The sequence below is a fragment of the Pseudomonas sp. PB3P13 genome (assembly GCF_054897735.1).
Map to the genome: position 1 here is coordinate 1,897,092 of NZ_CM142702.1, position 23,804 is coordinate 1,920,895.

The window sequence follows — 23,804 nt, forward strand, 5'->3', positions numbered from 1 at the left end:
AGTCCATGCGCATTTCTACCGCCCAGTTTTACGAGTCCACGGCTGCGAACTACCAGAAGAATTTCGCCAACATCGTCAAAAGCAGCGAAGAGGCCAGCAGCCTGGTGCGCGTGAATACCGCTGCGGATGATCCGGTGGGGGCGTCGCGTTTGTTGCAGTTGGGGCAGCAGGCTTCGATGCTCACTCAGTACGAAACCAACGCCACTACGATCAAGGCAACCCTGGGCACCACTGAAGCGGTGATGACCAGCATCAACAACGTGCTGCAGCGCGCCAAGGAATTGGCCGTGGGGGCGGGTAACGCGGGGTATACCGACGAGGACCGCCAGGCTAACGCGTTGGAACTGGGGCAGATCGAAGAGCAGCTCCTGAGCCTGATGAACAGCAAGGACGAAAACGGCAAGTATATTTTTGCCGGCTCGAAAGGCGACACGGTGCCGTTCTCGCGCAACAGCGATGGCACCTATAGCTATAACGGCGACCAGGTGACCCTTGACCTGCCGGTCGGCGACACCATGTCGATGGCGACCAACAGCACCGGTTGGGACGCGTTCCAGCAGGCAATCAATACCAGCCGTAGCCAGGTGAGCCGTACGGCGCCTGCGGTGGATGATGGCCGCGTCAACCTTTCCAACGGGCAGGTCTCTTCAAACGTTTCCTACAACAGCAAGTTCCGCAGCGGCGAGCCCTACACCGTAGACTTCGTGAGCGGCACCCAGCTCAAAATCACGGATTCGGCCGGCAATGATGTCACCGCCGAAGCCAGTCAGGGCGGTGTGTTCGATCCAGCCAGCAAGGCAGGCCAGGCGGTCACATTCCGCGGTGTCGAGCTGACGTTGAATATCAACCTGGGTGCCGGTGAGGCCGCGGCGACCGTGTTGCCAGGTCATACTTTTACGCTGGCGGCCAAGTCGGATTCGTTCACCTCCACCCGCGCGCCCGGTAACCCGTCCGCAACGCAGGTAACAGGGACCAGTGTCACGAATCCGGCCGATTATCACGCGAGTTTCCCCAGTGGTTCCGCGATCCTGAAGTTCACCAGCGCCACCGACTTCGAGCTGTACGCTGCCCCCCTGACCGCCGACAGCAGTCCCGTGTCGACCGGCACGCTGGCCGGCAATGTCGCCACGGCGTCGGGTGTGAGTTTTACCCTCAACGGGACGCCGGGCGCCGACGACCAGTTCAGCGTGGCGGTGAATACTCATGAGACCCAGAATATTCTGGACACCGTCAGCCAGTTGAAAACCGCTTTGAGCACGCCAACCAACGGTGATCCCCTCGTCACGCAAAAGCTCCAGGCATCCTTGGCCGCAGGCATCGCCAACCTGGCCAGCGGTACCGATCAGCTGTCCAGCGCCTTGAGTTCTGTGGGTGGGCGTGGCGCGGCGCTGGATACTCAGATGGACACCAACCAGAGCCTGAAGCTGGCCAATACCCAGACTCAGGCGGGCATTCGTGATTCGGATTCGGCTGAAGTGCTGACCCGCCTCACCTTGCAGCAGACCATGTTGCAGGCCTCGCAATTGGCGTTCAGCAAAATTGCTCAGTTGGGTTTGTTCAACAAGGTCTGATGCACACAGGCTGTAGCGCTCGGATGATTCACCTGCCGTAGCCGTCTTTCACAAAGCGGTTCCGGGCACCTCGGGCATTGGCCGGGTGCCCGCCGCGCCAGAGTTCTCGCGTCGTGAATCAATCGCCACTCGTCACCATTGTCATCCCCGCATTCAATCCGCGTTTTTTTGCCATGGCGCTGCAAAGCGCACTTGGACAGACCTACGAGTACCTCGAGATCATCGTATCGGACGACTGTGCGACAGATGAAATCAAGCAAATAGTCGACGAGTGCACCGAGCATTCGAGCGTTGCAGTGCGCTATATGCGCAATAGCCCTCGCCTTGGATTTCAGCAGAACGTTTTGCAGGGTGTCGAAGCGGCGCACGGCGAGTTTGTCAAAGTGCTCTGCGATGACGACCGGCTATTTTCCCAATGCATCGCCTGGCAGGTTCAGTCGATGGTGGCCAACGACGATGTCAGCCTTGTGTTCAGTCAGCGCATGCATGCCGATGCCGATAATTTCACCTTGCCTGGACGTGTGGAGAATTGCACTTTTTCCCCGGGCGATGCGTTGTTCAAAGGTGAGGACCTGCTGGCAATCGTGGAGGGCACACCGCGAAACTTCCTCGGCAACTTCAGCGCTGCATTGATGCGCCGGGCCGATATTCTGACGTTGTTGCCGGTGTTGGCTCAGCCAGTCGGGGGGTTCCTCGCGCTGCTGGATTTCGCGCTGTTCATCTGCCTGCTTCGACGGGGCAACATGATCATGCTCAACACCCCGCTGAGCGTCGAACGTCTTTATCCAGAGCGGTTGTCGAAGCAGGCGTCGACCGTTCAAGCCTCGGTCACGGAGTGGGGTTGGATCAAGCAAATGCTGGTGGCCCGCAGTGGCGAGCCCGCGCCTGCCTCGGGCTGGGTGCGGTACGTGCCGCTGGCCGACGCTGCGGTGCAACCTCGCCTGTGGAAAGAGTTGTGCTTGCTGCGTGTGCTGGGCAATCGTCAGACCACGATTCAAGCCCGGGTCGGCAGTGAATGTGAGAGCTATGTCGAGTTCTACCGTCAATGGCTAAGCTGTCGCCAGTTGTCGAGCGCCCAGCGTCGAACCTTGCCGCAACGTGTGGAAAGCTGGCCACAACGGCCAGGTATTGTCCCGGTCGTTATTGACCTCGACGGCGACGGCGTCGCGCTCCAGGTCACCTTGCGAAGTCTGGTCGAGCAGGTCTACGAGCCGCTGGCCGTACTGCTGTTGTCCAATTCCCCGAGCGTTTCAGATCCACGTGTTCTGCATGTCCCACTGGAATCTGATTGGGCGAACCAGCTCAATGGATTATTGCCAGGTCTGGAAGGTGCGGGCTGGTTTTATCTACTGCGCGCGGGCGATCGTCTGGCGGAATCGGCGCTGTTGGTCCTCGCTGAACGCGTGGCGATGATGCCGGACGCACGGTGTGTTTACAGCGATGAAGGCGCGCTGGTGAAGGGTGCTTCGCAGGAGCCGGTGTTCAAGCCCGACTTCAACCTTGATCTGATGCGCAGCTATCCCTATGTCGGGCGTACGCTGGCATTCGACCGGCAGTGTTTGATCGATTTGGGAGGGTTTGATTCAGGCTACGGCGAACTCGCGCCGCATGATGTGCTTTGGCGCCTGGTCGAAGTATTCGGCACGCATGCAATCGAGCACATTGCGCAGATTCAGGTTGAGTCGTCGTTCACATTCGCAGACTGGCTTTCGCTGCCCGAAGTCATCCAGCACAACAGTCGATTGCTGGAGGGGCATCTGAACCGTATCGGTGTGGAGCATCGCATCGTTCGCGATGAACTGCCGCTGATCAACCGCATTGAGTATGTTCATGTGGGCCGGCCACTGGTGTCGATCCTGATCCAGGCGGGCGATGACCTGGTGGCGTTGCAGCGTTGCACTGAAGGATTGATCGAGAACACAGCCTATGCCAATTACGAAATCCTGATCATCGACAATGCCGGTGATGATCCGGCCATGCGTGACTGGCTGGGCGCAATGGCTCAATTGGGCGCGGCCATGTTGCGGGTAGTCGAGTGCCGTGAGCCCGAGAATGACGCCGCCCTCTACAACGATGCTGCGCGCCTGGCGCGAGGCGAATATCTGTTGATGCTCAGCCCGCGCATCGTCATTCAGCAGCCTGATTGGCTGGGCGAACTGCTCAATCATGCCCAGCGTCCGGAAGTCGGTGCGGTGGGCGCGAAATTGCTCAGTGCTCAGGGCAACGTGCTCCATGCCGGTGTCGTCATGGGTATGTACAACCTCGCGGGACGCCCTTTTGCAGGTGAGCGGGCTGCGGCGCGTGGGTACATGCAGCGATTGCAGGTGGCGCAAAACTGGAGCGCAGTTTCCGGCGAGTGCCTGATGGTGCGCAAAGAGGTATTCGAAAGCGTCGGCCAACTGGACGAAGTGGCCTTTACTCGCGGGTGCAGTGACCTCGATTTATGTCTGCGCATCGGCCGTAGCGGTTACCTGGTTGTTTATACCCCTCATTCCACTTTGATTTTTTCGCAGGACAATCGCAGCGACCCTGTCGCTACCGATACCGACCTGCGAGAGTTGGAGTGCGGCACTTTCTACCAGCGCTGGCTGCCGACAGTTGCCAAAGATCCTGCCTACAATCCGAATTTAAGCCTGACCAATTCGAGCTTTGGTCTGGAGCCCGGGTTGCGTTCCGGCTGGAATCCTTTCTGTTCCCAACCAGTTCCTTTTGTCCTCGGGCTGCCGATCAACAGTTCTGCGGTCGGGCATTATCGGGTCAATCAGCCGTTCACCGAACTGGAGGCGGCGGGGCGTGTAGTGGGGCGTATCTCCTATGAGTCGCCGTCGACCATCGAACTAGAGCGCATGTCCCCGGACGTGATTGTGCTGCAGTGTCGATACGGTGAGGGCACCGCCAAGGATATCGAACGGATCAAAAAGTTTTCCTCGGCGCGCCGCATTTTCGAACTGGATGATTACGTCGTCAGTGCGCCGAAGAAAAACAGTCATACGCGCAACAAGGCAGCCAACACAGAGGATCTGCTGCGCCAGGGAATTGCCTTGTGCGATCGGCTGGTGGTAACAACGCACCCGCTGGCTGAAGCATTGTCGAGCATGCATGAGGACATCCGCGTGGTACCCAACATGCTGGCGGTAGACCTTTGGAGCCATTTGCGAAGTCGCCGCGCGACCTCGTCCAAGCCCCGCGTTGGCTGGGGCGGTGGTACCAGTCACACCGGCGATCTTGAAGTGATTGCCGATGTGGTTCGGGAATTGGCGAATGAGGTTGAGTGGGTATTCTTCGGCATGTGTCCGGAGGCGCTTCGTCCTTTTATTCACGAATTTCATTCCTCGGTTAACCTGCAAGCCTATCCGGCCAAGTTAGCCAGTCTGAATCTGGACCTTGCGCTGGCGCCTCTCGAGTTCCACATCTTCAACGATTGCAAAAGCAACCTGCGATTGCTGGAGTACGGTGCTTGCGGCTACCCGGTGATCTGTACCGACACCGAGGCATACCGGGGCTTTTTGCCTTGTACCAGGGTTCGCAGCAACAGCACCCAGGAGTGGCTTGAAGCGATTCGTATGCACTTGTCCGATCCGGCAGCCAGCTACCGTATGGGGGATGAGCTGCGTGAGGCCGTGCATCGGGATTTCATGCTGCGTGGCGATAACCTGCAACATTGGCATTGGGGTTGGCTCGCCGACTGACCGAACCGGGCGGCGGCCGAGCGGTCGCCGTTTTCCCCATAGCTCGTGTAATTTAAAAAGAACTCAATTCCGGCTTTCGTCATTTTCCTATTCCAGCCGCATCCTTTCATCGTCCAGGCCAATTGGCTCACTTCCTGCAAGTTCCCTTTATATCGCCATAAATCCTTCACCGAGCTACGAGGTGGACGGTCATTGGTTGCGTCTAAATGATGGATAAGTGTTGATTCGCCGGTCCCCTTTCCGGGCGCGAATCGCGCGAAGGGCAAGAGGGCAGCAATGAAGGCAGTAATTTTGGCAGGCGGGCTCGGTACGCGGATCAGCGAGGAGTCCCACCTCAAGCCCAAGCCAATGATCGAGATCGGAGGCAAGCCAATTCTTTGGCACATCATGAAGCAGTACTCTGCTCATGGGATCCACGACTTCGTCATCTGCCTTGGCTACAAGGGCTACGCGATCAAGGATTTCTTCGCGAATTACTTTCTGCACACCTCCGACGTGACTTTCGACATGCGCAATAACCGCATGGACGTTCACCACAATTACAGCGAACCCTGGAGCGTCACCCTCATCGATACCGGAGAGGAGACCATGACCGGTGGCCGCCTGCTGCGCGCAGGCCGTTATCTGAAAGACGAACAGGCGTTCTGCTTCACCTACGGCGATGGTGTTTCCGATCTCAATATCCGGCAGCTGGTGGATTTCCACCTGGCTCACGGCAAGCTGGCTACCGTCACTGCAGTTCAGCCACCAGGACGCTACGGGGCGCTTGAGCGCCAGGGCGACCAGGTCCTGGGTTTTACCGAAAAGCCGCGAGGAGATGGCGGCTGGATCAATGGCGGGTTCTTCGTGCTGTCGCCGAACGTGCTGTCCTACATCGACGGTGACGAGACAACGTGGGAAGCAGAGCCGCTGGCGGGTCTGGCTGCGCACGAAGAGCTGAAAGCTTTCGAACATGATGGTTTCTGGCAACCGATGGACACCCTGCGCGACAAAAATCATCTTGAAGCACTGTGGCAAAGCGGGGAGGCCCCATGGAAGCAATGGGACTGAGTCCGGAGTTCTGGCGTGGCAAGCGCGTTCTGCTGACCGGTCATACCGGGTTCAAAGGCAGCTGGTTGGCGTTATGGTTGCAAAGTCTGGGCGCACACGTCAGCGGATTTTCGCTCGACCCTTCGACTGAACCGAGCCTGTTCGAACTCGCCCGGGTTCACGAAGGCATCCACGATCAGCGCGCAGACCTGCGTGATCTGGGCGCGCTGCTGGATATCATCGCTGAAACCCGTGCGGAAATTGTCCTGCATCTGGCGGCACAGCCGTTGGTGCGCGAAGGGTATCGTGACCCATTGGGTACCTACTCGAGTAACGTCATGGGGACCCTCAATCTGCTTGAAGCGATCCGTCAAGTGGGGGGTGTGCGGGCCTGTGTGCTGGTGACCACCGACAAGGTGTACGCCAATCAGGAATGGCTGTGGCCGTACCGTGAAAACGAAGCCCTCGGTGGGCACGATCCCTACAGCAGCAGCAAGGCGTGCTGCGAGTTGTTGGCGCAATCGTATGGGGCCTCTTTTTTTCCTGCCGAGCGCTATGCCGAGCATGGCCTGGCACTGGCCACGGCGCGTGCCGGCAACGTGCTGGGGGGCGGTGATTTCGCCCCCGAACGCCTGATCCCCGATGTGCTCAAGGCCTGGTCAGCGAGTGAGCCGGTGACTCTGCGTTTCCCGCAAGCTGTGCGGCCTTGGCAGCATGCGCTGGAGCCGCTGGCCGGTTACCTGCAATTGGCCGCCGGCCTGTATGAACAGGGTCCCGCGTTCGCCGGCGCCTGGAACTTTGGCCCCAGCGAAGCTGACATGTGCAGTGTCGGCGATGTGGTTCAGCTGCTTGCCGATCAGTGGCCACAGGCTCCTGGTTTGCGCATCGAAACCAGTGACCTGCATGAGGCCGGTCTGCTGCGTCTGGACAGCAGTCGCGCGCGTCAATTGTTAGCCTGGCGACCACGCTGGTCGCTGCAGCAGTGCCTGTCCCAGACCCTCGATTGGCACCTGGCCTGGCAGAACGGCGACGACATGCGTGAAGTCACGCTTGGCCAATTGAAGTTGTACCGAGGCTTATCGTGAGTGAATTCTTGCTTGAAGCATTGCCTCTGGCTGGCCTGTTCAGCGTGCAACACAGGCGTTTCGAGGACGAGCGAGGGCACTTCGCGCGGTTGTTCTGCGAGGGAAGCATGAACGCTTTCGGTCAGCCATTTTCGATCCGTCAGATCAATCATTCCTGCACTCGCGCATTGGGCAGCGTGCGCGGTTTGCATTACCAGAATGCGAAAGCGCCGGAAGCCAAATGGATCACGTGCTTGCGCGGCGAAGTCTGGGATGTAGCGGTTGACCTGCGGCAGGATTCGCCCACCTTTCTGCGCTGGCATGCTGAGCATCTGCGGGCGGGCGATGGCCGCAGCCTGTTGATCCCCGCCGGGTTTGCCCACGGTTTCCAGACCCTCACGGATGACGCCGAGTTGCTGTACCTGCACAGCGCCGATTACTCACCGGCCGATGAGGGCGGGCTATCGGTCAGCGATCCGCGACTGGCCATTACCTGGCCGTTGCCTGTCAATAATCTGTCAACCCGGGATGCCAGCCATCCGTTGATTGAAGAACAATTTGCCGGAGTGCGCTTATGAACTGCCGTGGCTGCGGGACGCCCGTGGATTTGCCGCTGATCGATCTGGGCACCTCGCCACCCTCCAATGCTTACGTTCGCGCTGATCAGCTTGATCAGGCCGAGCAGTGGGTGCCGCTGAAGGTTGCAGTGTGTCAGCAATGCTGGCTGGTACAGACCGAGGATTACACCCGTGCCGAAAGCTTGTTCGATGCCGATTACGCCTACTTCAGTTCGTTTTCCAGCACCTGGCTGGCGCATGCCGAACAATATGTGGCGCAGATGGTCGAGCGTTTTGGCCTGACCGGTGACAGTCGCGTGGTGGAAATTGCCGCAAACGACGGTTACCTCTTGCAGTACGTAGCGCGCAAAGGCATTCCCTGCCTGGGCGTCGAACCCACTCGCAGCACCGCTAACGCCGCGCGGGAGAAAGGCCTGGATATCCGCGAACTGTTCTTTGGCCGCGATACAGCCATTCAATTGGCCAAGGAAGGATGGTCGGCAGACCTTATGACGGCCAACAACGTGTTGGCGCATGTGCCGGACATCAACGATTTTCTCCGTGGGTTCACCGCATTACTCAAGCCGACCGGGGTGGCGACGTTCGAGTTTCCTCAGTTGCTGACGCTGATGGCCGGGCAGCAATTTGACACGCTATACCACGAGCATTACTCCTACCTCTCGCTGACCGCCGTGCAGATTCTGTGCGCACGCAATGGCCTTGAAGTGTTCGACGTCAGCCAGCTGCCGACCCACGGCGGATCGTTACGGGTGTTCGTTCAGCGCACAGAAGGTGTTCGCCGTGCCGTGCAGCCTGCGGTTCATCAGCAGTTGCGGGCCGAGCTCATAGCCGGCGTGAAAACATCCGGGTACTACGCGACGCTGGCGCCCGCCGCCGAGACGGTCAAACACCAATTGCTGAGATTCCTGTTGCAGGCCAAGGCTGACGGCAAGCGTGTAGTCGGTTACGGCGCGGCGGCCAAGGGCAACACCTTGTTGAACTATGCCGGGGTGAAATCAGACCTTCTGGCCTGGGTCGCTGACGCCAATCCGCACAAGCAGGGCAGGTACCTGCCAGGCAGCCGCATACCCGTCGTATCGCCCGCACAGATCGATATCGAGCAGCCGGATTACGTGTTGGTTCTACCATGGAATCTGCTGCATGAAGTCAGCCTGCAATTGGCTCAAGTACGTGAGTGGGACGGCCGTTTTGTGATCGCCGTGCCTGAGTTGACCGTCCTGTGAAAGTGCTTGTGACCGGCGCGACCGGGTTTGTCGGCAGGCACCTGGTGACAGCGCTGCTCGCCCGCGGCTGCGAAGTACGAGCCGTGGCGCGCAACGTCGAGGCGGCCGCTCATTTGCCCTGGTTCAATACGGTTGAGTGTGTGGCCGCGGACGTTCACGCAAAGGACCTCGATATCACGGCGCTGACCGAGGGCGTCGATGCAATGGCGCATCTGGCGTGGCCAGGCCTGTCGAACTATCAGGCGCTATTTCACTTTGAGCACAACCTGATGGCTGATTATCAGTTCATCAAGCGTGTGGTCGAGGCAGGTGTGTCTCAAGTCCTGGTGACCGGAACGTGTTTCGAGTACGGCATGCAGAGCGGGCCGCTCAGCGAGCAGACAGAACCCCGGCCCGGCAATCCATATGGGCTTGCGAAGAACACCTTGCGTGTATTTCTGGAAAACCTGCAGCGTCAACTTCCATTCACGTTGCAGTGGGCGCGGCTGTTCTATCTGCACGGCGACGGACAGAATCCGAACAGCCTGCTGGCCGCCCTGGACCGTGCGATCGATGCCGCAGATGACAGCTTCAACATGTCCGCCGGTGAGCAATTGCGTGACTTCCTCTCAATAGAAACGGCGGCCGGGTACCTCTGCGCTGTTCTGCATCAGCGTGACTTCAGCGGCATCGTCAATTGCGCCAGCGGCCAGCCGATATCCGTGAGGTCGCTGGTCGAACGGCGGTTGCGCGAACGTAACGCATCCATCCATTTAAACCTGGGTCACTATCCTTACGCGGCCCATGAACCGATGGCGTTCTGGGCAAATGACGAGCGACTGCAGGCATTGCTCCGCAACCAGCGACACCCTTGTTTGACCGAATCGGCCGATGGCACCCACCCGGCCAGACTTAGCATTGATGAGATTGGAAAATGACCCAGACACTGAACGAAGCGTTCGAAGCCGAATGCCAGGCCGAAGTTATTGAGCAGGGCGCAAACGTAAAACTCAAAGACCTCGCCCGTGATTTTTATAACGAATCCGCCAAGCACAAATACACGTATCACTTCTCCTGGATGGGCCGACCGATTATCCAGTTGCCTCAAGACATGATGGCGATGCAGGAGATCATATGGCAGGTGAAACCGGATCTGGTGATCGAGTGCGGCATTGCCCACGGCGGCTCGATTCTTTACTACGCCTCACTGCTTGAGCTGCAAGGCCACGGTGAAGTGCTGGGCATTGATCGTGATATTCGTGCGCACAATCGCGAGGCAATCGAAGCTCATCCGATGTTCAAACGCGTGAGCATGATCGAAGGATCGAGCCTCGATCTGGCCGTCGTCGAACAAGTGCGGGCGGCAGCAGCCGGCAAAAAAGTCATCCTGGTGCTCGATTCCAACCATACCCATGAACATGTGCTCCAAGAGCTTCGTCTTTATGCGCCGCTGGTTTCGGTCGGCAGCTACTGTGTGGTCATGGACACCGTCGTCGAGAACATGCCTGAAGATGCGTTTCCCGACCGACCATGGGGTAAGGGTGACAATCCGCGAACGGCAGTCTGGGCCTATCTGGAAGAAAATCGCGACTTCGAGATCGACAGCCAGATGCATGACAAATTGCTGATCACCGTCGCGGAAGACGGCTACCTGCGTCGCGTTCGCTGATTGCGGCCAGAGCATAAATTTCAGGGTGGGGAAGGGTAATGCACGTTCAGAACAACGCAGGAAATATCGGACCGCTGAGTGAGCGTTTCACGCTGGTACTGATTACTCACAATCGGCCTGCGTTTCTGCAGCGAGCCTTGCAGTATTACAGCCGTTATCCATGCACGGTGCTGGTACTGGATTCAACGCCGGTGGCCAATGCCGCCGCGATAGCGCAGTTTCCGAATGTGGACTATCGCCACCTTCCCCAATTCAGCTACACCGGTTTGCAGGACAAGGTCACCTATGGCGTGGAGCAGGTCACCACGCCCTTCATGGTATTCGCCGCCGATGACGATTTCCTTCTGCATGATGCGATGACGCAGTCGGTGGAGTTTTTGGAGCGTAATCCGGATTACGGCCTGTGCCACGGTTACGGCATGATGTATCTGGCGCGCGCTACGGAGGTCAGTTACTTCCGGCGCGATCGGCGTGTTTGTGAAGATTACGCTTCGGAGCTTGGTGAAGAACGGGTCATGGAATTCATGAGTCAGTTCCTTCCACCGTTCTATGCCGTGACCCGCACCGACCTTTTGCAGCAGTGGTACCGCGCCTTGCCGCCAGGCACCAGTTTCGAGTGGCAGGAAATCGGTCACACTTACTACCTGCTGGCCTGTGCAAAGGCTCGCATATTGCCGATCCCGTTCGCTGTGCGTGAAGCCAATTACGGCGGCTCCGAGCACAACACCAACGTGCTGACCGTACTGACCTACAAGGACCCGAAGACCAACGCCGATCGGCAGCAGTTTGCAGAGTTCCTGGCGTCACTTCCCACCGCTATCAGCGGCAAAAGCCCGCAGCAACTCAAGCAGCTCGCCCTCGACAGTTTTACGGCGATGGCAGAGTGTTTGCTCTCGGGGCGTTCCCTCGCCGGCAAGATGATCGTTCGATCCGTCTGGAAATCCCCGGCATCGGAGCCCGTTCGGCTTTTTGGCGAAACCCAGTTTGTCGAAATGCCTTTCTACAACCAGCCGATGTTCGATTTGTTGACCGAATTCGAATTCCTCATTCATTCGATGCCGGCAGGTCGTCTGCAACTTAAAGAACTCGAAGGTGTGCTGCTCAAACAGCAGGCGCTGATGCATGTTCACGCTAACGATACGGATCGAAGTCTCAAGGCACGCCTGTGGGAAGCGCTGGATTGCAATGTATTCAACCGCGAGGTCGTTCAGCGCTTGATCGAACTCTTGACGGCCGAGAGCGAGCAGGCCGATCTGTCCATGTTGCGCGCCTGGGCGGCTCGCCTGGAAACCGTGCCGGTTTACAACGGCGATGCCTTGCTCGCCAACATGCCGTCCGGTCGCTTGCTGGACTGGCTTAAAGCACGCAGTCCGGACGAAGCAGCGCTCAAACAGTTACGCCGCCGTTTGGCGGATGAGAGGGGCGGTCCGCAATTTGGCGTCCTTTTGCTGGATCTCGACGCTGATATGTTCAAGTTGCAGGCAACGCTGGACAGCCTGGTGGCTGGCCATTGTAAAAACTTCAAACTGGTTGTCTTTACGACAGGCGATCTGCCAGCGAGCACCAGCCCGAAAGACACGCTGCACTTTGTGAAAGTGAGCGCGGGCAATTTTGTGGAAAAACTCAATCTGTACATCCAGCAGTCAACCAGCGATTGGATGGTTCTGGCACGCGCCGGTGATCAGTTTACGCCGGGTGGGTTGTTCCGCGCAGGGTTGGAGTTGATAGGCGCGCAAGGCTGCCGTGCGGTCGTCCTGGACGAAATTCATCGCAACGCAGACGGTACGCTGACCGAGATTTTCCGGCCGGGTATCAACCTCGATCTGTTGCAAGCTGCGCCGTCGAAGATGGCTGGGCACTGGTTGATTCGGCGCGACGTGCTGCTCGACGCCGATGGATTTTCCAGCGAAATGAGTGAGGCGCTGGATTTCGATCTGGTGCTGCGATTGATAGAACGGGGTGGCTTGGGTGGTCTGGCGCATTTGGCCGAGCCTCTGGTGATTTGCGATGCAAATGAACTTGTTGAAAATGCCCATGAGCGCTCGGCGCTGAGCCGTCACCTGGTGGCGCGAGGTTACGAGGCACAAGTCGAGTCGCTGCATCCCGGTTTGTATCGCATCGACTATCGTCACTCCGCGCGCCCGTTGGTGTCGATTGTCATGCATGGCAACTACGATTTCGCGAAATGGCAGGCCTGTCTGATCAGTATTTTGCAGCGCACGCGCTATCAGCATTACGAAGTGCTTATCGCTGATAACGCCAGTGACGATCAGGATTTCAAAGAATGGCTGCACAACCTGGAAGGCAAGGGTGATCGCATTCGTGCGCTTCGGCCGCGAGAGGCCATGAGCCCGGCAGAATTGAGCAATTGGGCGGCGCAAGAGGCTCGGGGCGATTATCTGGTTTTGCTGGATGCCTGCGCAGAGGTCGTCAATGCCAACTGGATGGAGAGCCTGCTCAATCAGGCGCAGCGACCTGAAGTTGGCATCGTGGGGGCACGTTTGGTCGATGACAAAGGCGCGACAACCCAAGGAGGATTGATATTGGGTGGTGCCGATGGGGTCCGGGCTGCATTTGTCGGCGAGCCCAAGGCTGCCAGCGGCTATATGCAAAGGCTACTGGTAGAACAAAATCACTCTGCAGTATCGTCGATCTGCTTGATGATTCGTACAGCGCTGTATGTTCAGGTGGGTGGTCTGGATGACAGCTATCAGGACTCGACAGTTGGCGATGTCGACCTCTGTCTCAAGGCCGCCGAGGCCGGTTTCATGACGGTATGGACGCCACAGGTACAGATCCTGCACCCTGGAGTGCCTGCTATCGGAGCCGTGGGACGTCAGGTTCTTGAAGAGAAGTGGTCGGGCACCATGAGCAGCGATCCGTTCTATAATCCGAACCATTCACAAGAGCGAAAACCTTTCACGTTGGGCGCGCAGGTCGCGTTTGATTGGTCAACACTGGCCAGTTGATCCGCGTTGAGCTGTGCTGAGACTGCCGCTTTTCGAAAAACGCCGCAGTTCGGGGAAAGCCACGATCACCATGACGGGACGTGGCTTTTTTGTGCGTTGGACGAAGCAGGCAGTCCGGCAGTTATTGCGCGATTGGCAAATAAGCGTGACCTGCGAGTCATAACGCGCATCTTCACTGTATTGTATTGACCGGGAAGACGGCGCCTGACCCTTCACAGGGTCCAGTGACAGCCATTTAAGCTTCCTGCTGCCGGCCGCATGGACGGCTGGAGTCTTGGTTTGTCGGCGCCCCTCGATTCCTTGCGAGCGGTGGTATTTGGCTGTTTTTTATTGGGAAGCCGGAATGATTGGCATAAAAAGCATTGCGAGCTACGTACCTGTAGCCGGCGTGGACAATTACGCACAAGGTGCAAAATTCGAGAAGGATGAAGAGTTCATCCTGGGCAAGATCGGTTCCGCTTTCCTGCCGCGCAAAGACGCTGATCAGGAAACATCGGACTTGTGCGTAGAAGCGGTCAATGCACTGTTCGCCAATAACCCGGACTTGAAACGTGATTCCATCGATGTCCTGATTGTCGTCACCCAGAACGGCGACGAAGAAGGATTGCCTCACACTGCGGCCATCGTTCAGGACAAACTGGGGCTGTCGACCAACGTCGCAGCGTTCGATATATCCTTGGGTTGCTCTGGCTACGTCTACGGCATTTACGCGATCAAGGGATTCATGGAAGCGGCAGGGCTGAAGAACGGCTTGCTGGTGACGGCCGACCCTTACTCCAAGATCGTGGACCCGGAAGACCGTAACACCACAATGCTCTTCGGTGATGCAGCCACTGCAACGTGGATGGGCGAAGACGCACCGTGGCAGTTGGGTAAGGCCAGGTTCGGTACCGACGGTTCCGGCGCGCCCCACCTGAAAGTCACCGATGGCGTGTTCTACATGAACGGTCGTCAAGTGTTCAACTTCGCACTGCTCAAGGTCCCTGCGCATTTACATGAGTTGCTCGCCGACTCCGGCCTCGTCGCTGCAGACATCGATGCCTTCTGCATTCACCAGGGCAGTGCCGCCATTGTCGACGCCGTGGCGCGTCGCTTCGAAGGGGAGCCGGAAAAGTTTTTGAAGGATATGGTCGAGACCGGCAACACGGTGTCCTCCAGCATTCCATTGTTATTGGAAAAGCACGTATTGGACTCCGACTGGAAGCGCATTGCGATCAGCGGGTTTGGCGTCGGTTTATCCTGGGGCTCGGCGATTATTTATCGTCCTTGACGTTATGCGGCACAAAAAACGCTCCTGTTCAGGAGCGTTTTTTTTTGCACCTGAAAACCCATGGGCAAGCAATTGGCTGAGCCCAGACGTCAAGCCAATTCCATGACGTCATTTTTTTTGCCCTCGATAGGGGCTGGCAGCCTTGATTTACGGGGGGTGGCAGTGTGATGGCAATATTTTTTCAAAATCCCCTAAAGCAAGTTGCGTTTACGACGATAACTATTACGTAGGTTCTCTAGGCCACACCCGGCGGTTGCCAGGGCCGGAAGCCGCAGTATCCAACCAACGAGGAATTCGTCATGGCTTTAACAGTAAACACTAACGTTACATCGTTGAACGTTCAGAAAAACCTGAACCGTGCTTCCGACGCTCTGTCGACTTCGATGACTCGTCTGTCTTCCGGCCTGAAAATCAACAGCGCTAAAGATGATGCCGCTGGCCTGCAAATCGCTACCCGTATGACCTCGCAGATTCGTGGTCAGACCATGGCAATCAAAAACGCCAACGACGGTATCTCGATCGCTCAGACCGCTGAAGGCGCGATGCAAGAACAAACCAACATTCTGCAGCGTATGCGTGAATTGGCTGTTCAAGCACGAAACGACAGCAACGGCACTGACGATCGCGTTGCTCTGAACAAAGAATTCGAAGCGATGAGTGCTGAACTGACTCGTATCGCCAATTCGACCAACCTGAACGGCAAGAACCTGATCGACGGTTCCGCTGGCACCATGACCTTCCAGGTGGGTTCCAACAGCGGTGCTGACAACCAGATCACTCTGACTCTGGACAGCGGTTTCGACGCAGCTACCCTGAGTGTTGACTCTGGCGCCATCGCAATCACCGGCGACAGCGACACTATCGAAGCTGCATTCTCCGGCGCTATCACCGCTATCGATGCTGCTCTGAAGACCATCAACACCGCTCGTGCCGACCTCGGTGCTGCACAAAACCGTCTGACCAGCACCATCTCCAACCTGCAGAACATCAACGAAAACGCCAGTGCTGCACTGGGTCGCGTACAAGATACCGACTTCGCTGCTGAAACTGCACAGCTGACCAAGCAACAAACTCTGCAACAAGCTTCCACCGCAGTTCTGGCTCAGGCCAACCAACTGCCATCCGCTGTACTGAAACTGCTTCAGTAATAGCTGGTGAGTTTTGGGCGGGGGAGTGCGGTTATCGCACTTTCTCGCTTTTTTGATTTAACGAGGTGATGGACATGGATATGAGCGTAAAGCTGAACTTGTCTTATCCTGCGGCCAAGCCAGTAGCGCCCGTTGCTGAGGCAACTGCAGAAAAGCCTCGAGCTGATGCTGCGCCAGTGGCATTGGTCAAGGATGAGCCCAAGGATGTAATCAGTGAGCGGGATAAACTGAAGATGGCCGTTCAAGAAATTGAAAAGTTCGTTCAGTCGGTCAAGCGTAACCTGGAGTTCTCTATCGATGAGCCTTCAGGCAAAGTCGTTGTCAAAGTTATTGCCAGTGATTCCGGTGAGGTGGTCCGTCAGATCCCCAACGCAGAAGTCCTGAAACTGGCCACTAGTTTGAATGACGCAAGCAGTCTGCTGTTCAGCGCAAGAGTCTGACGGCTGGCATGAAATTTGTTGCTATGTTCTTTTGGGCGTTGTAGTGGTCAAAAGACCGGCGAGACACTGAAGGGAGATCTACATGGCAAGTCCAATTCTACCGGGCCTGGGCTTAGGCTCCGGCCTCGATACCAGTGCTATCGTCAAGGCATTGGTCGATTCCGATAAAGCGGCCAAACAGGGTCAGATTGATCGGGGGGCAAAAACCAACACGGCATCCATATCCGGTATCGGCAGCCTCAAGTCATTGCTCGCCACGTTCCAGGCCTCCTTGAAGGCGCTGGGCAATACTACCGAGCCGCAGTTCACTGGTTTCGCCGCCAGTTCTTCCGATCCCAAAGTGCTGACCACCACTGCTAACAATTCGGCGGTGAATGGCATCTACAAAGTCAATGTCACGCAACTCGCCACGGGCTCCAAAGTTGCCACGGCCGCATTCGATGGCGGCTCGAAGGCGTCCGTCAATGGTGGTGCTGCCGGCTCGTTGACGATCTCCCAAGGCGTGCCTGGGGGAACAGCCAAAACCTACGACCTCGACATACCCGCCGGCTCTACCCTTGAGTCTGTTGCCAAAGCACTCAACGACAAGTTTCAATTCAGCGGTCTGAGCGCCAACATCGTTACCGACAACTTTGGCTCGCGACTGGTCGTAAGCTCGGCGAACACTGGCGCGGGAACCGATATCTCGCTCAGCGGTGCCGGTCTTGATGTCGATGGTTCTCAGGTCATCCCGGCCGTGTCTACAAAGACCTCCGCGGGGTCCGTTGGCGCGCTCGCGATGGACGCGTTGTTCACGGTTGATGGCCTCTCGGTCAGCAGTCCGACCAACAAACTGGAGAACACTGTTTCCGGTCTGTCGATGACGCTGCTTGCCAAAGGCCCATCGGAAGTTCTGGTCACCACTAATACCGATGGTTTGAAGGCCTCGATTCAGAAGTTCGTCGATGCCTATAACGCAGTGGCCAATGCCATTACGTCACTGACCAAGCCTTCCCTCGATGAGGATGGCAACCCGACCATCCCTGCCGCACTGACCGGTGACGCGATGCCTCGCTCGATTCTCGCTGCGATGCGCGGGCCGTTAGCGGAAACGGGTACCGGCGACAAGCTCACGGTACTGTCACAGCTGGGTATCACCACCGATCAGAAAACCGGGGCGTTGAATTTCGACAGTACCAAGTTCAGTGCTGCCATGAATGACAAGAAGCTCGGCGGAGAAGTGCAAACACTGTTCTCCGGTGATGACGGTCTTCTGGCCCGCATGAGTAAGGAGTTGACGCCTTATACCGAGACCGGCGGGATTCTCGATACGCGCAACACTGCACTTGCCAAAACGAAGACGAAGCTGGCCGAAGATCAATTGGCACTGGACCGTCGAGTGGCAACCTTGACCGATGTACTGACCAAAAAGTACAACGACATGGACACGCTCGTCGGCAAACTCAAGGCCACTGCCAGCAACATCACGTCGATGTTCGAAGCGATGGCTGCGCAGCAGAAGAACAGCTGATAGTGCAGTAACGCCAAAAGCCCGGCAGCGTCATTTGACGCGCCGGGCTTTTGTGGTTTGGCTCTAAAGTTTTTTGACGCACCGTCGATATATTGTTTATACGAACCACAGATTTCAGATGAGGTAGAACATGAACCCGATGTTAGCCCTTCGCCAATACCAGAAGATTGGCGCGCAGGCGCAGACTTCCGAAGCCAGTCCCCATCGTCTGGTGCAGATGCTGATGGAGGGAGGCCTGGATCGCATTGCTCAGGCCAAAGGCGCGATGGAACGTAAAGACATACCTAACAGGGGTGTGTTGATTGGCAAGGCCATCGGCATCATCGGTGGCTTGCGAGAAGGTCTTGATCTGGAGAACCAGGCGGCATCGGTGGGTGAGCTGGACAACCTCTACACCTACATGATGAAGCGTCTGGCCGAAGCCAATATCAAGGCCGATCCAAAAATACTCGACGAAGTCGCCGATCTGCTCCGCACCGTCAAAGACGGCTGGGATGCTATCGCCGCGCCGGGTCCGCAGTTTTAAGGGAGATCACCATGAGTCTTGTCTTGCAGCGTATCGAACAAACCCGTGAAGGCCTGGTGGGTGCACTGGCCGAGCGAAACTGGGAAGCCATTGGTGCATTGGACCTGGCCTGCCGATCCTGCATGGAAGACGTCTTGAGTGAAGCTGCCGTGGACGAAGCCGCGTTGCGCGACAACCTCGAAGAGCTGCTGGGTGTGTACAAAAAACTGCTCGAAGCAGCGACCGGAGAGCGTCAGGCAATAGTTGACGAGATGTCGCAGATCCATCAAGCACAGAGCGCGGCAAAGGTTTACCATCTGTTCGGTTGAAAAACCGTCAGTTAATTGAAACTTTTCTGCGCCATAAATTTGACTGTGCGACATTTTTTGACTTAACTAGTGGCTGTTTCCGATTACCAGACGTCTACAGGCATATGGTGTCTGCAAGCGTCCAGCTTGCCCGACTTTGGGCATCCGAGTTTGACTAGGGAAGTTGCTATTGCATGTGGCGTGAAACCAAAATTCTGCTGATCGATGACGATAGCGTCCGCCGCCGCGACCTGGCGGTGATTCTAAATTTTCTTGGTGAAGAAAATTTACCCTGTGGCAGCCATGACTGGCAGCAGGCTGTCGGCTCGTTGTCATCAAGTCGTGAAGTGATCTGCGTCCTGATCGGAACGGTGAACGCTCCGGGCGCACTTTTGGGCTTGTTAAAGACACTCTCAACCTGGGATGAGTTCCTTCCGGTCTTGTTGATGGGCGATAATTCTTCCGTTGACTTGCCTGAAGACCAGCGTCGCCGAGTGCTTTCGACCCTCGAAATGCCACCCAGCTACAGCAAGCTGCTGGATTCCCTGCACCGTGCCCAGGTCTATCGCGAGATGTACGACCAGGCCCGCGAGCGCGGCCGTCATCGCGAACCCAACCTTTTCCGCAGCCTCGTCGGCACCAGTCGGGCGATTCAACACGTCCGCCAGATGATGCAGCAGGTCGCCGACACCGACGCCAGCGTGTTGATCCTCGGCGAGTCCGGCACCGGCAAGGAAGTGGTCGCGCGCAACCTGCACTATCACTCCAAGCGCCGGGAAGCGCCGTTCGTACCCGTCAACTGCGGGGCGATCCCGGCCGAGTTGCTGGAGAGCGAATTGTTCGGCCATGAGAAGGGCGCCTTCACGGGCGCGATCACCAGCCGAGCCGGGCGTTTCGAACTGGCCAACGGCGGCACTTTGTTCCTCGACGAAATCGGCGACATGCCGTTGCCGATGCAGGTCAAACTGCTTCGCGTATTGCAGGAACGCACCTTCGAACGCGTGGGCAGCAACAAGACCCAGAGTGTCGACGTGCGCATCATTGCCGCGACCCACAAGAACCTCGAAAGCATGATCGAGATCGGCTCCTTCCGCGAAGATCTCTACTATCGCCTGAACGTGTTCCCGATCGAGATGGCGCCCCTGCGTGAACGCGTCGAAGACATTCCGCTGTTGATGAACGAGCTGATCTCGCGCATGGAGCACGAGAAGCGCGGGTCGATCCGCTTCAACTCCGCCGCGATCATGTCGCTGTGCCGTCACGGCTGGCCGGGCAACGTACGTGAACTCGCCAACCTGGTGGAGCGCATGGCGATCATGCATCCGTACGGGGTGATCGGTGTGGTCGAATTGCCGAAGAAATTCCGCTATGTCGATGACGAAGACGAGCAACTGGTCGACAGCCTGCGTAGCGATCTCGAAGAGCGCGTGGCCATCAACGGTCACACGCCGGACTTCACCGCCAACGCCATGCTGCCGCCGGAAGGTCTGGACCTCAAGGATTACCTCGGTGGTCTTGAGCAAGGGTTGATTCAGCAAGCGCTCGATGATGCCAATGGCATTGTCGCCCGTGCAGCTGAGCGCCTGCGGATTCGTCGTACCACGCTGGTTGAAAAGATGCGTAAGTACGGCATGAGTCGTCGTGACGGTGATGAACAGGCGGATGATTGACGCCCGTTTTTCAAGTCACTAATTTATGGGCGGTTTTTTTTAGGCACGGGTATTGCTATATCCCTCGCAACGTTCCGTTTCACTGACGGTCAGCCAAGCGAGAGAGCACGATGCCCCAAGCCGCCCAGATTTTTCCTGTCCCTGACGTAGCGGGGCAACCCTCGTCCGTAGAACAGGCGAGCCGGCTTGGTCTCGAGCAGGCATTCTCGCTGTTCAACCAGATGTCTAGCCAGTTGACTGACTCGTACAGTTTGCTCGAAGCCCGGGTCACCGAGCTCAAGGGTGAGCTGGCCGTCGTCAGCGCCCAGCGCATGCAGGAGCTGGCGGAAAAAGAACGGCTGGCCAACCGCCTGCAAAACCTGCTCGATTTGCTGCCCGGCGGTGTCATCGTCATCGACGCTCAAGGCATCGTGCGGGAGGCGAACCCCGCCGCTCGTGAGCTGCTCGGTCTGCCCCTCGAAGGCGAGCTGTGGCGCCACGTGATTGCCCGTTGCTTCGCGCCCCGCGAGGATGACGGTCATGAAATCTCTCTCAAGGACGGCCGCCGTCTGTCCATCTCTACCCGTTCGCTGGACGCCGAGCCGGGTCAATTGGTGTTGCTCAATGACCTGACGGAAACCCGTCACCTGCAAGATCAATTGGCGCGCCACGAGCGCCTGTCTTCGCTGGGCAAAATGGTCGCGTCGCTGGCGCACCAGATTCGTACGCCATTGTCCGCCGCGTTGCTTTATGCCAGTCATCTGACAGAGCAGACCTTGCCGGTGGAAACCCGGCAACGTTTCGCTGGCCGCTTGAAAGAACGCCTGCACGAGCTGGAGCATCAAGTGCGCGACATGCTGGTGTTCGCCCGGGGTGAGTTGCCGCTGACGGATCGCATTACCCCCGCGCTGCTGATGCAGTCGCTGCAATCGGCCGCACTGACCCATGTTCAGGACCTGCCGATCCGATGGCAGTGCGACAGTCATGCAGGGGAGTTGTTGTGCAATCGCGATACGCTGGTCGGTGCCATCCTCAATCTTCTCGAAAATGCCATCCAGGCCAGCGCCGGTGTAGTGCGCCTGAAAGTCCATCTTTACACCCGTGGCGGCTGCTTGCGTGTGTGCGTCAGCGACAACGGTAGCGGCATCGACGACAAGGTGTTGGCGCGACTGGGTGAGCCGTTTTTCACCACCAAAACCACCGGCACCGGCCTCGGCCTGGCAGTGGTCAAGGCGGTGGCCCGTGCCCATCAGGGCGAATTGCAGCTGCGCTCGCGGCCGGGTCGCGGGACTTGCGCGCAAGTGATCCTGCCGCTGTTCTCCAGTGATCGGCCTGGCGCGCAGGTTGCGTTGTGAGCAGGCAAATCAAGGTTCTACTGGTCGAGGACGACCGATCGCTGCGCGAAGCGCTGGCTGACACGCTGTTGCTCGCCGGCCACGACTACATGGCGGTCGGTTCTGCCGAAGAAGCGCTGGAGGCAGTCGGCGCCGAGGCCTTCAATCTCGTGCTCAGTGACGTAAATATGCCGGGGATGAACGGCCATCAGTTACTCGGTCTATTGCGTGCGCGTCAGCCGCAGCTGCCGGTTTTATTGATGACGGCGCACGGTGCTGTCGAACGCGCTGTCGATGCCATGCGCCAGGGTGCGGCAGATTATCTGGTCAAGCCTTTTGAGCCCAAAGCGCTGCTGGATCTGGTATCGCGCCATGCCCTGGGTACCCTCGGTGCAGCGGAGAGTGAGGGCCCGGTCGCCTTCGAGCCGGCCAGCGCGCAGTTGCTGGAATTGGCCGCGCGAGTGGCCCGCAGTGATTCCACGGTTTTGATCTCCGGAGAATCCGGCACCGGTAAAGAGGTGCTCGCCCGTTACATCCATCGGCATTCCCATCGCTCCAGTCAGCCGTTCATTGCGATCAACTGCGCGGCGATCCCTGACAACATGCTTGAAGCGACGCTGTTCGGTCACGAGAAAGGCTCGTTCACCGGCGCCATTGCGGCCCAGGCCGGCAAATTTGAACAGGCTGATGGCGGCACGATTCTGCTCGATGAAATCTCCGAGATGCCGTTGGGGCTTCAGGCGAAACTGCTGCGGGTTTTGCAGGAACGTGAAGTCGAGCGGGTCGGTGCGCGCAAGCCGATCTCCCTGGACATTCGTGTGGTCGCTACCACTAACCGCGATTTGGCTGGCGAGGTGACGGCAGGGCGATTCCGCGAGGACCTCTATTATCGGCTCTCGGTTTTTCCGCTGGCGTGGCGTCCGCTGCGCGAGCGCACCGCCGATATCCTGCCGCTGGCAGAGCGACTATTGGCCAAACATGTCAATAAAATGAAGCATGCTGCGGCGAAGCTGTCGCCGCAGGCTCAGGCGTGCCTGATTGCTTATCCATGGCCGGGCAATGTGCGCGAACTGGATAACGCCATTCAGCGCGCGCTCATCCTGCAGCAGGGCGGGTTGATCCAGCCTCAGGATTTCTGCCTGACCGGGCCGGTCACCTATGCGCCTTTGCCCGCAGCGACGCCTGCGACTGTTCGCGCCGTGGCAATCGAGTCAGAACCCGCCGGGGCGCTGGGCGATGACCTGCGTCGCCGCGAATTCCAGATGATCATCGATACCCTGCGGGCCGAGCGTGGTCGTCGCAAGGAAGCGGCCGAGCGTTTGGGCATCAGCCCGCGGACCCTGCGCTACAAGCTGGCGCAAATGCGGGACGCCGGCATGGATGTGGAAGCGTATCTGTTTGCGACCTGACAACGCCTGCGACAACGTCGCGCAGGCCTTTTGTTCAGTGCTGTCAGTGAGCTGGCACCGGTCTTGCTAACACCTCACTACCCGCCGAGTGAGTGTCAAAAAATTGCGGGTCGCCAAAGAGAGCAGATCATGAGCCAAGGTATTGAATTCAATCGATTGATGCTGGACATGCGGGCCATGCAAATGGATGCCATGTCTGCGCCTAAATCGTCTGCCGCTGTCCCTGAATTGAGTGGCAGCAGCTTTTCCGACATGCTCGGCCAGGCCGTGAATAAAGTCAGCGAAACCCAGCAAGCGTCCAGTCAGTTGGCCTCCGCCTTCGAGATTGGCAAGAGCGGTGTCGACCTGACAGACGTGATGATTTCTTCGCAAAAAGCGAGCGTGTCCTTCCAGGCGTTGACTCAGGTGCGCAACAAACTGGTTCAGGCCTACCAAGACATCATGCAGATGCCGGTATAAG

At 57.8% G+C, this 23,804-nt stretch carries 18 protein-coding genes and 1 pseudogene; all 19 read left to right on the plus strand.

Going from position 1 to position 23,804, the window contains the following annotated elements; genetic code table 11:
• The first annotated feature begins 5 nt into the window (after nt 1-5).
• Entirely contained in the window at nt 6-1,571 is a 1,566-nt protein-coding gene (locus tag ACYZT1_RS08590; RefSeq protein WP_462018547.1) for a flagellar hook-associated protein 3, read from the plus strand.
• Between the two features lie 113 nt (nt 1,572-1,684).
• Nucleotides 1,685-5,260, plus strand: a complete 3,576-nt coding sequence (locus ACYZT1_RS08595; RefSeq protein ID WP_462018548.1) for a glycosyltransferase — start codon at nt 1,685-1,687, stop codon at nt 5,258-5,260.
• A gap of 276 nt (nt 5,261-5,536) precedes the next feature.
• The gene (rfbF, locus tag ACYZT1_RS08600) at nt 5,537-6,310 is read left to right on the plus strand and encodes a glucose-1-phosphate cytidylyltransferase (RefSeq protein ID WP_462018549.1); all 774 of its coding nucleotides are present in this window, start codon (nt 5,537-5,539) and stop codon (nt 6,308-6,310) included.
• Nucleotides 6,292-7,374, plus strand: coding sequence for a CDP-glucose 4,6-dehydratase (gene rfbG, locus ACYZT1_RS08605; protein WP_462018550.1), 1,083 nt, complete (start codon nt 6,292-6,294; stop codon nt 7,372-7,374). Before rfbF ends, rfbG begins: the two co-directional genes overlap by 19 nt.
• Nucleotides 7,371-7,931: a dTDP-4-dehydrorhamnose 3,5-epimerase family protein gene (locus ACYZT1_RS08610; RefSeq protein WP_462018551.1), complete on the plus strand. Its 561-nt coding sequence runs from the start codon at nt 7,371-7,373 to the stop codon at nt 7,929-7,931. The genes rfbG and ACYZT1_RS08610 overlap by 4 nt, the downstream gene beginning before the upstream one ends.
• On the plus strand, nt 7,928-9,154 hold the full coding sequence (locus ACYZT1_RS08615) for a methyltransferase domain-containing protein (protein ID WP_462018552.1): 1,227 nt from the start codon (nt 7,928-7,930) through the stop codon (nt 9,152-9,154). Before ACYZT1_RS08610 ends, ACYZT1_RS08615 begins: the two co-directional genes overlap by 4 nt.
• Nucleotides 9,151-9,987, plus strand: a pseudogene (locus ACYZT1_RS08620) (NAD-dependent epimerase/dehydratase family protein); the annotation flags it as partial. The gene ACYZT1_RS08615 and the pseudogene ACYZT1_RS08620, both read left to right, overlap by 4 nt.
• 80 nt (nt 9,988-10,067) lie before the next feature.
• Nucleotides 10,068-10,802 carry a cephalosporin hydroxylase family protein gene (locus ACYZT1_RS08625; RefSeq protein WP_462018553.1) on the plus strand — a complete coding sequence of 245 codons (735 nt, stop codon included), beginning with the start codon at nt 10,068-10,070 and terminating at the stop codon, nt 10,800-10,802.
• Nucleotides 10,803-10,840: 38 nt separating this feature from the next.
• Nucleotides 10,841-13,771, plus strand: coding sequence for a TIGR00180 family glycosyltransferase (locus ACYZT1_RS08630; RefSeq protein WP_462018554.1), 2,931 nt, complete (start codon nt 10,841-10,843; stop codon nt 13,769-13,771).
• 343 nt (nt 13,772-14,114) lie between these two features.
• A complete protein-coding gene (locus ACYZT1_RS08635) occupies nt 14,115-15,041 on the plus strand; it encodes a ketoacyl-ACP synthase III (protein WP_462018555.1) in 927 nt (308 codons plus the stop codon).
• 299 nt (nt 15,042-15,340) lie between these two features.
• The gene (locus ACYZT1_RS08640; RefSeq protein WP_462018556.1) at nt 15,341-16,189 is read left to right on the plus strand and encodes a flagellin domain-containing protein; all 849 of its coding nucleotides are present in this window, start codon (nt 15,341-15,343) and stop codon (nt 16,187-16,189) included.
• Between the two features lie 74 nt (nt 16,190-16,263).
• Complete coding sequence (locus tag ACYZT1_RS08645; RefSeq protein WP_462018557.1) at nt 16,264-16,629, plus strand: flagellar protein FlaG; 366 nt, start codon at nt 16,264-16,266, stop codon at nt 16,627-16,629.
• Nucleotides 16,630-16,711: 82 nt separating this feature from the next.
• A complete protein-coding gene (fliD, locus tag ACYZT1_RS08650; protein WP_462018558.1) occupies nt 16,712-18,139 on the plus strand; it encodes a flagellar filament capping protein FliD in 1,428 nt (475 codons plus the stop codon).
• 130 nt (nt 18,140-18,269) lie between these two features.
• Nucleotides 18,270-18,665, plus strand: a complete 396-nt coding sequence (fliS, locus tag ACYZT1_RS08655) for a flagellar export chaperone FliS (RefSeq protein WP_462018559.1) — start codon at nt 18,270-18,272, stop codon at nt 18,663-18,665.
• 11 nt (nt 18,666-18,676) lie between these two features.
• The gene (locus tag ACYZT1_RS08660) at nt 18,677-18,973 is read left to right on the plus strand and encodes a flagellar protein FliT (RefSeq protein ID WP_462018560.1); all 297 of its coding nucleotides are present in this window, start codon (nt 18,677-18,679) and stop codon (nt 18,971-18,973) included.
• A 173-nt stretch (nt 18,974-19,146) separates the two neighbouring features.
• On the plus strand, nt 19,147-20,622 hold the full coding sequence (locus tag ACYZT1_RS08665; protein WP_462018561.1) for a sigma-54 dependent transcriptional regulator: 1,476 nt from the start codon (nt 19,147-19,149) through the stop codon (nt 20,620-20,622).
• A 110-nt stretch (nt 20,623-20,732) separates the two neighbouring features.
• Nucleotides 20,733-21,956, plus strand: a complete 1,224-nt coding sequence (locus ACYZT1_RS08670) for a sensor histidine kinase (RefSeq protein ID WP_462018562.1) — start codon at nt 20,733-20,735, stop codon at nt 21,954-21,956.
• 8 nt (nt 21,957-21,964) lie between these two features.
• Nucleotides 21,965-23,344, plus strand: coding sequence for a sigma-54-dependent transcriptional regulator (locus ACYZT1_RS08675; protein WP_462019211.1), 1,380 nt, complete (start codon nt 21,965-21,967; stop codon nt 23,342-23,344).
• 129 nt (nt 23,345-23,473) lie between these two features.
• Nucleotides 23,474-23,803 carry a flagellar hook-basal body complex protein FliE gene (gene fliE, locus ACYZT1_RS08680; RefSeq protein ID WP_462018563.1) on the plus strand — a complete coding sequence of 110 codons (330 nt, stop codon included), beginning with the start codon at nt 23,474-23,476 and terminating at the stop codon, nt 23,801-23,803.
• The last annotated feature ends 1 nt before the right edge of the window (nt 23,804 follow it).

What these genes read in the sequence shown, in the direction of transcription:
- ACYZT1_RS08640 (WP_462018556.1), top strand. Translation starts at nt 15,341, where the DNA reads ATGGCTTTAACAGTAAACACTAACGTTACATCGTTGAACGTTCAGAAA.
- ACYZT1_RS08665 (WP_462018561.1), top strand. Translation starts at nt 19,147, where the DNA reads ATGTGGCGTGAAACCAAAATTCTGCTGATCGATGACGATAGCGTCCGC.
- ACYZT1_RS08630 (WP_462018554.1), top strand. Translation starts at nt 10,841, where the DNA reads ATGCACGTTCAGAACAACGCAGGAAATATCGGACCGCTGAGTGAGCGT.
- ACYZT1_RS08660 (WP_462018560.1), top strand. Translation starts at nt 18,677, where the DNA reads ATGAGTCTTGTCTTGCAGCGTATCGAACAAACCCGTGAAGGCCTGGTG.
- ACYZT1_RS08615 (WP_462018552.1), top strand. Translation starts at nt 7,928, where the DNA reads ATGAACTGCCGTGGCTGCGGGACGCCCGTGGATTTGCCGCTGATCGAT.
- ACYZT1_RS08645 (WP_462018557.1), top strand. Translation starts at nt 16,264, where the DNA reads ATGGATATGAGCGTAAAGCTGAACTTGTCTTATCCTGCGGCCAAGCCA.
- fliS (WP_462018559.1), top strand. Translation starts at nt 18,270, where the DNA reads ATGAACCCGATGTTAGCCCTTCGCCAATACCAGAAGATTGGCGCGCAG.
- fliD (WP_462018558.1), top strand. Translation starts at nt 16,712, where the DNA reads ATGGCAAGTCCAATTCTACCGGGCCTGGGCTTAGGCTCCGGCCTCGAT.
- ACYZT1_RS08590 (WP_462018547.1), top strand. Translation starts at nt 6, where the DNA reads ATGCGCATTTCTACCGCCCAGTTTTACGAGTCCACGGCTGCGAACTAC.
- ACYZT1_RS08625 (WP_462018553.1), top strand. Translation starts at nt 10,068, where the DNA reads ATGACCCAGACACTGAACGAAGCGTTCGAAGCCGAATGCCAGGCCGAA.
- ACYZT1_RS08635 (WP_462018555.1), top strand. Translation starts at nt 14,115, where the DNA reads ATGATTGGCATAAAAAGCATTGCGAGCTACGTACCTGTAGCCGGCGTG.
- ACYZT1_RS08670 (WP_462018562.1), top strand. Translation starts at nt 20,733, where the DNA reads ATGCCCCAAGCCGCCCAGATTTTTCCTGTCCCTGACGTAGCGGGGCAA.
- rfbF (WP_462018549.1), top strand. Translation starts at nt 5,537, where the DNA reads ATGAAGGCAGTAATTTTGGCAGGCGGGCTCGGTACGCGGATCAGCGAG.
- fliE (WP_462018563.1), top strand. Translation starts at nt 23,474, where the DNA reads ATGAGCCAAGGTATTGAATTCAATCGATTGATGCTGGACATGCGGGCC.
- rfbG (WP_462018550.1), top strand. Translation starts at nt 6,292, where the DNA reads ATGGAAGCAATGGGACTGAGTCCGGAGTTCTGGCGTGGCAAGCGCGTT.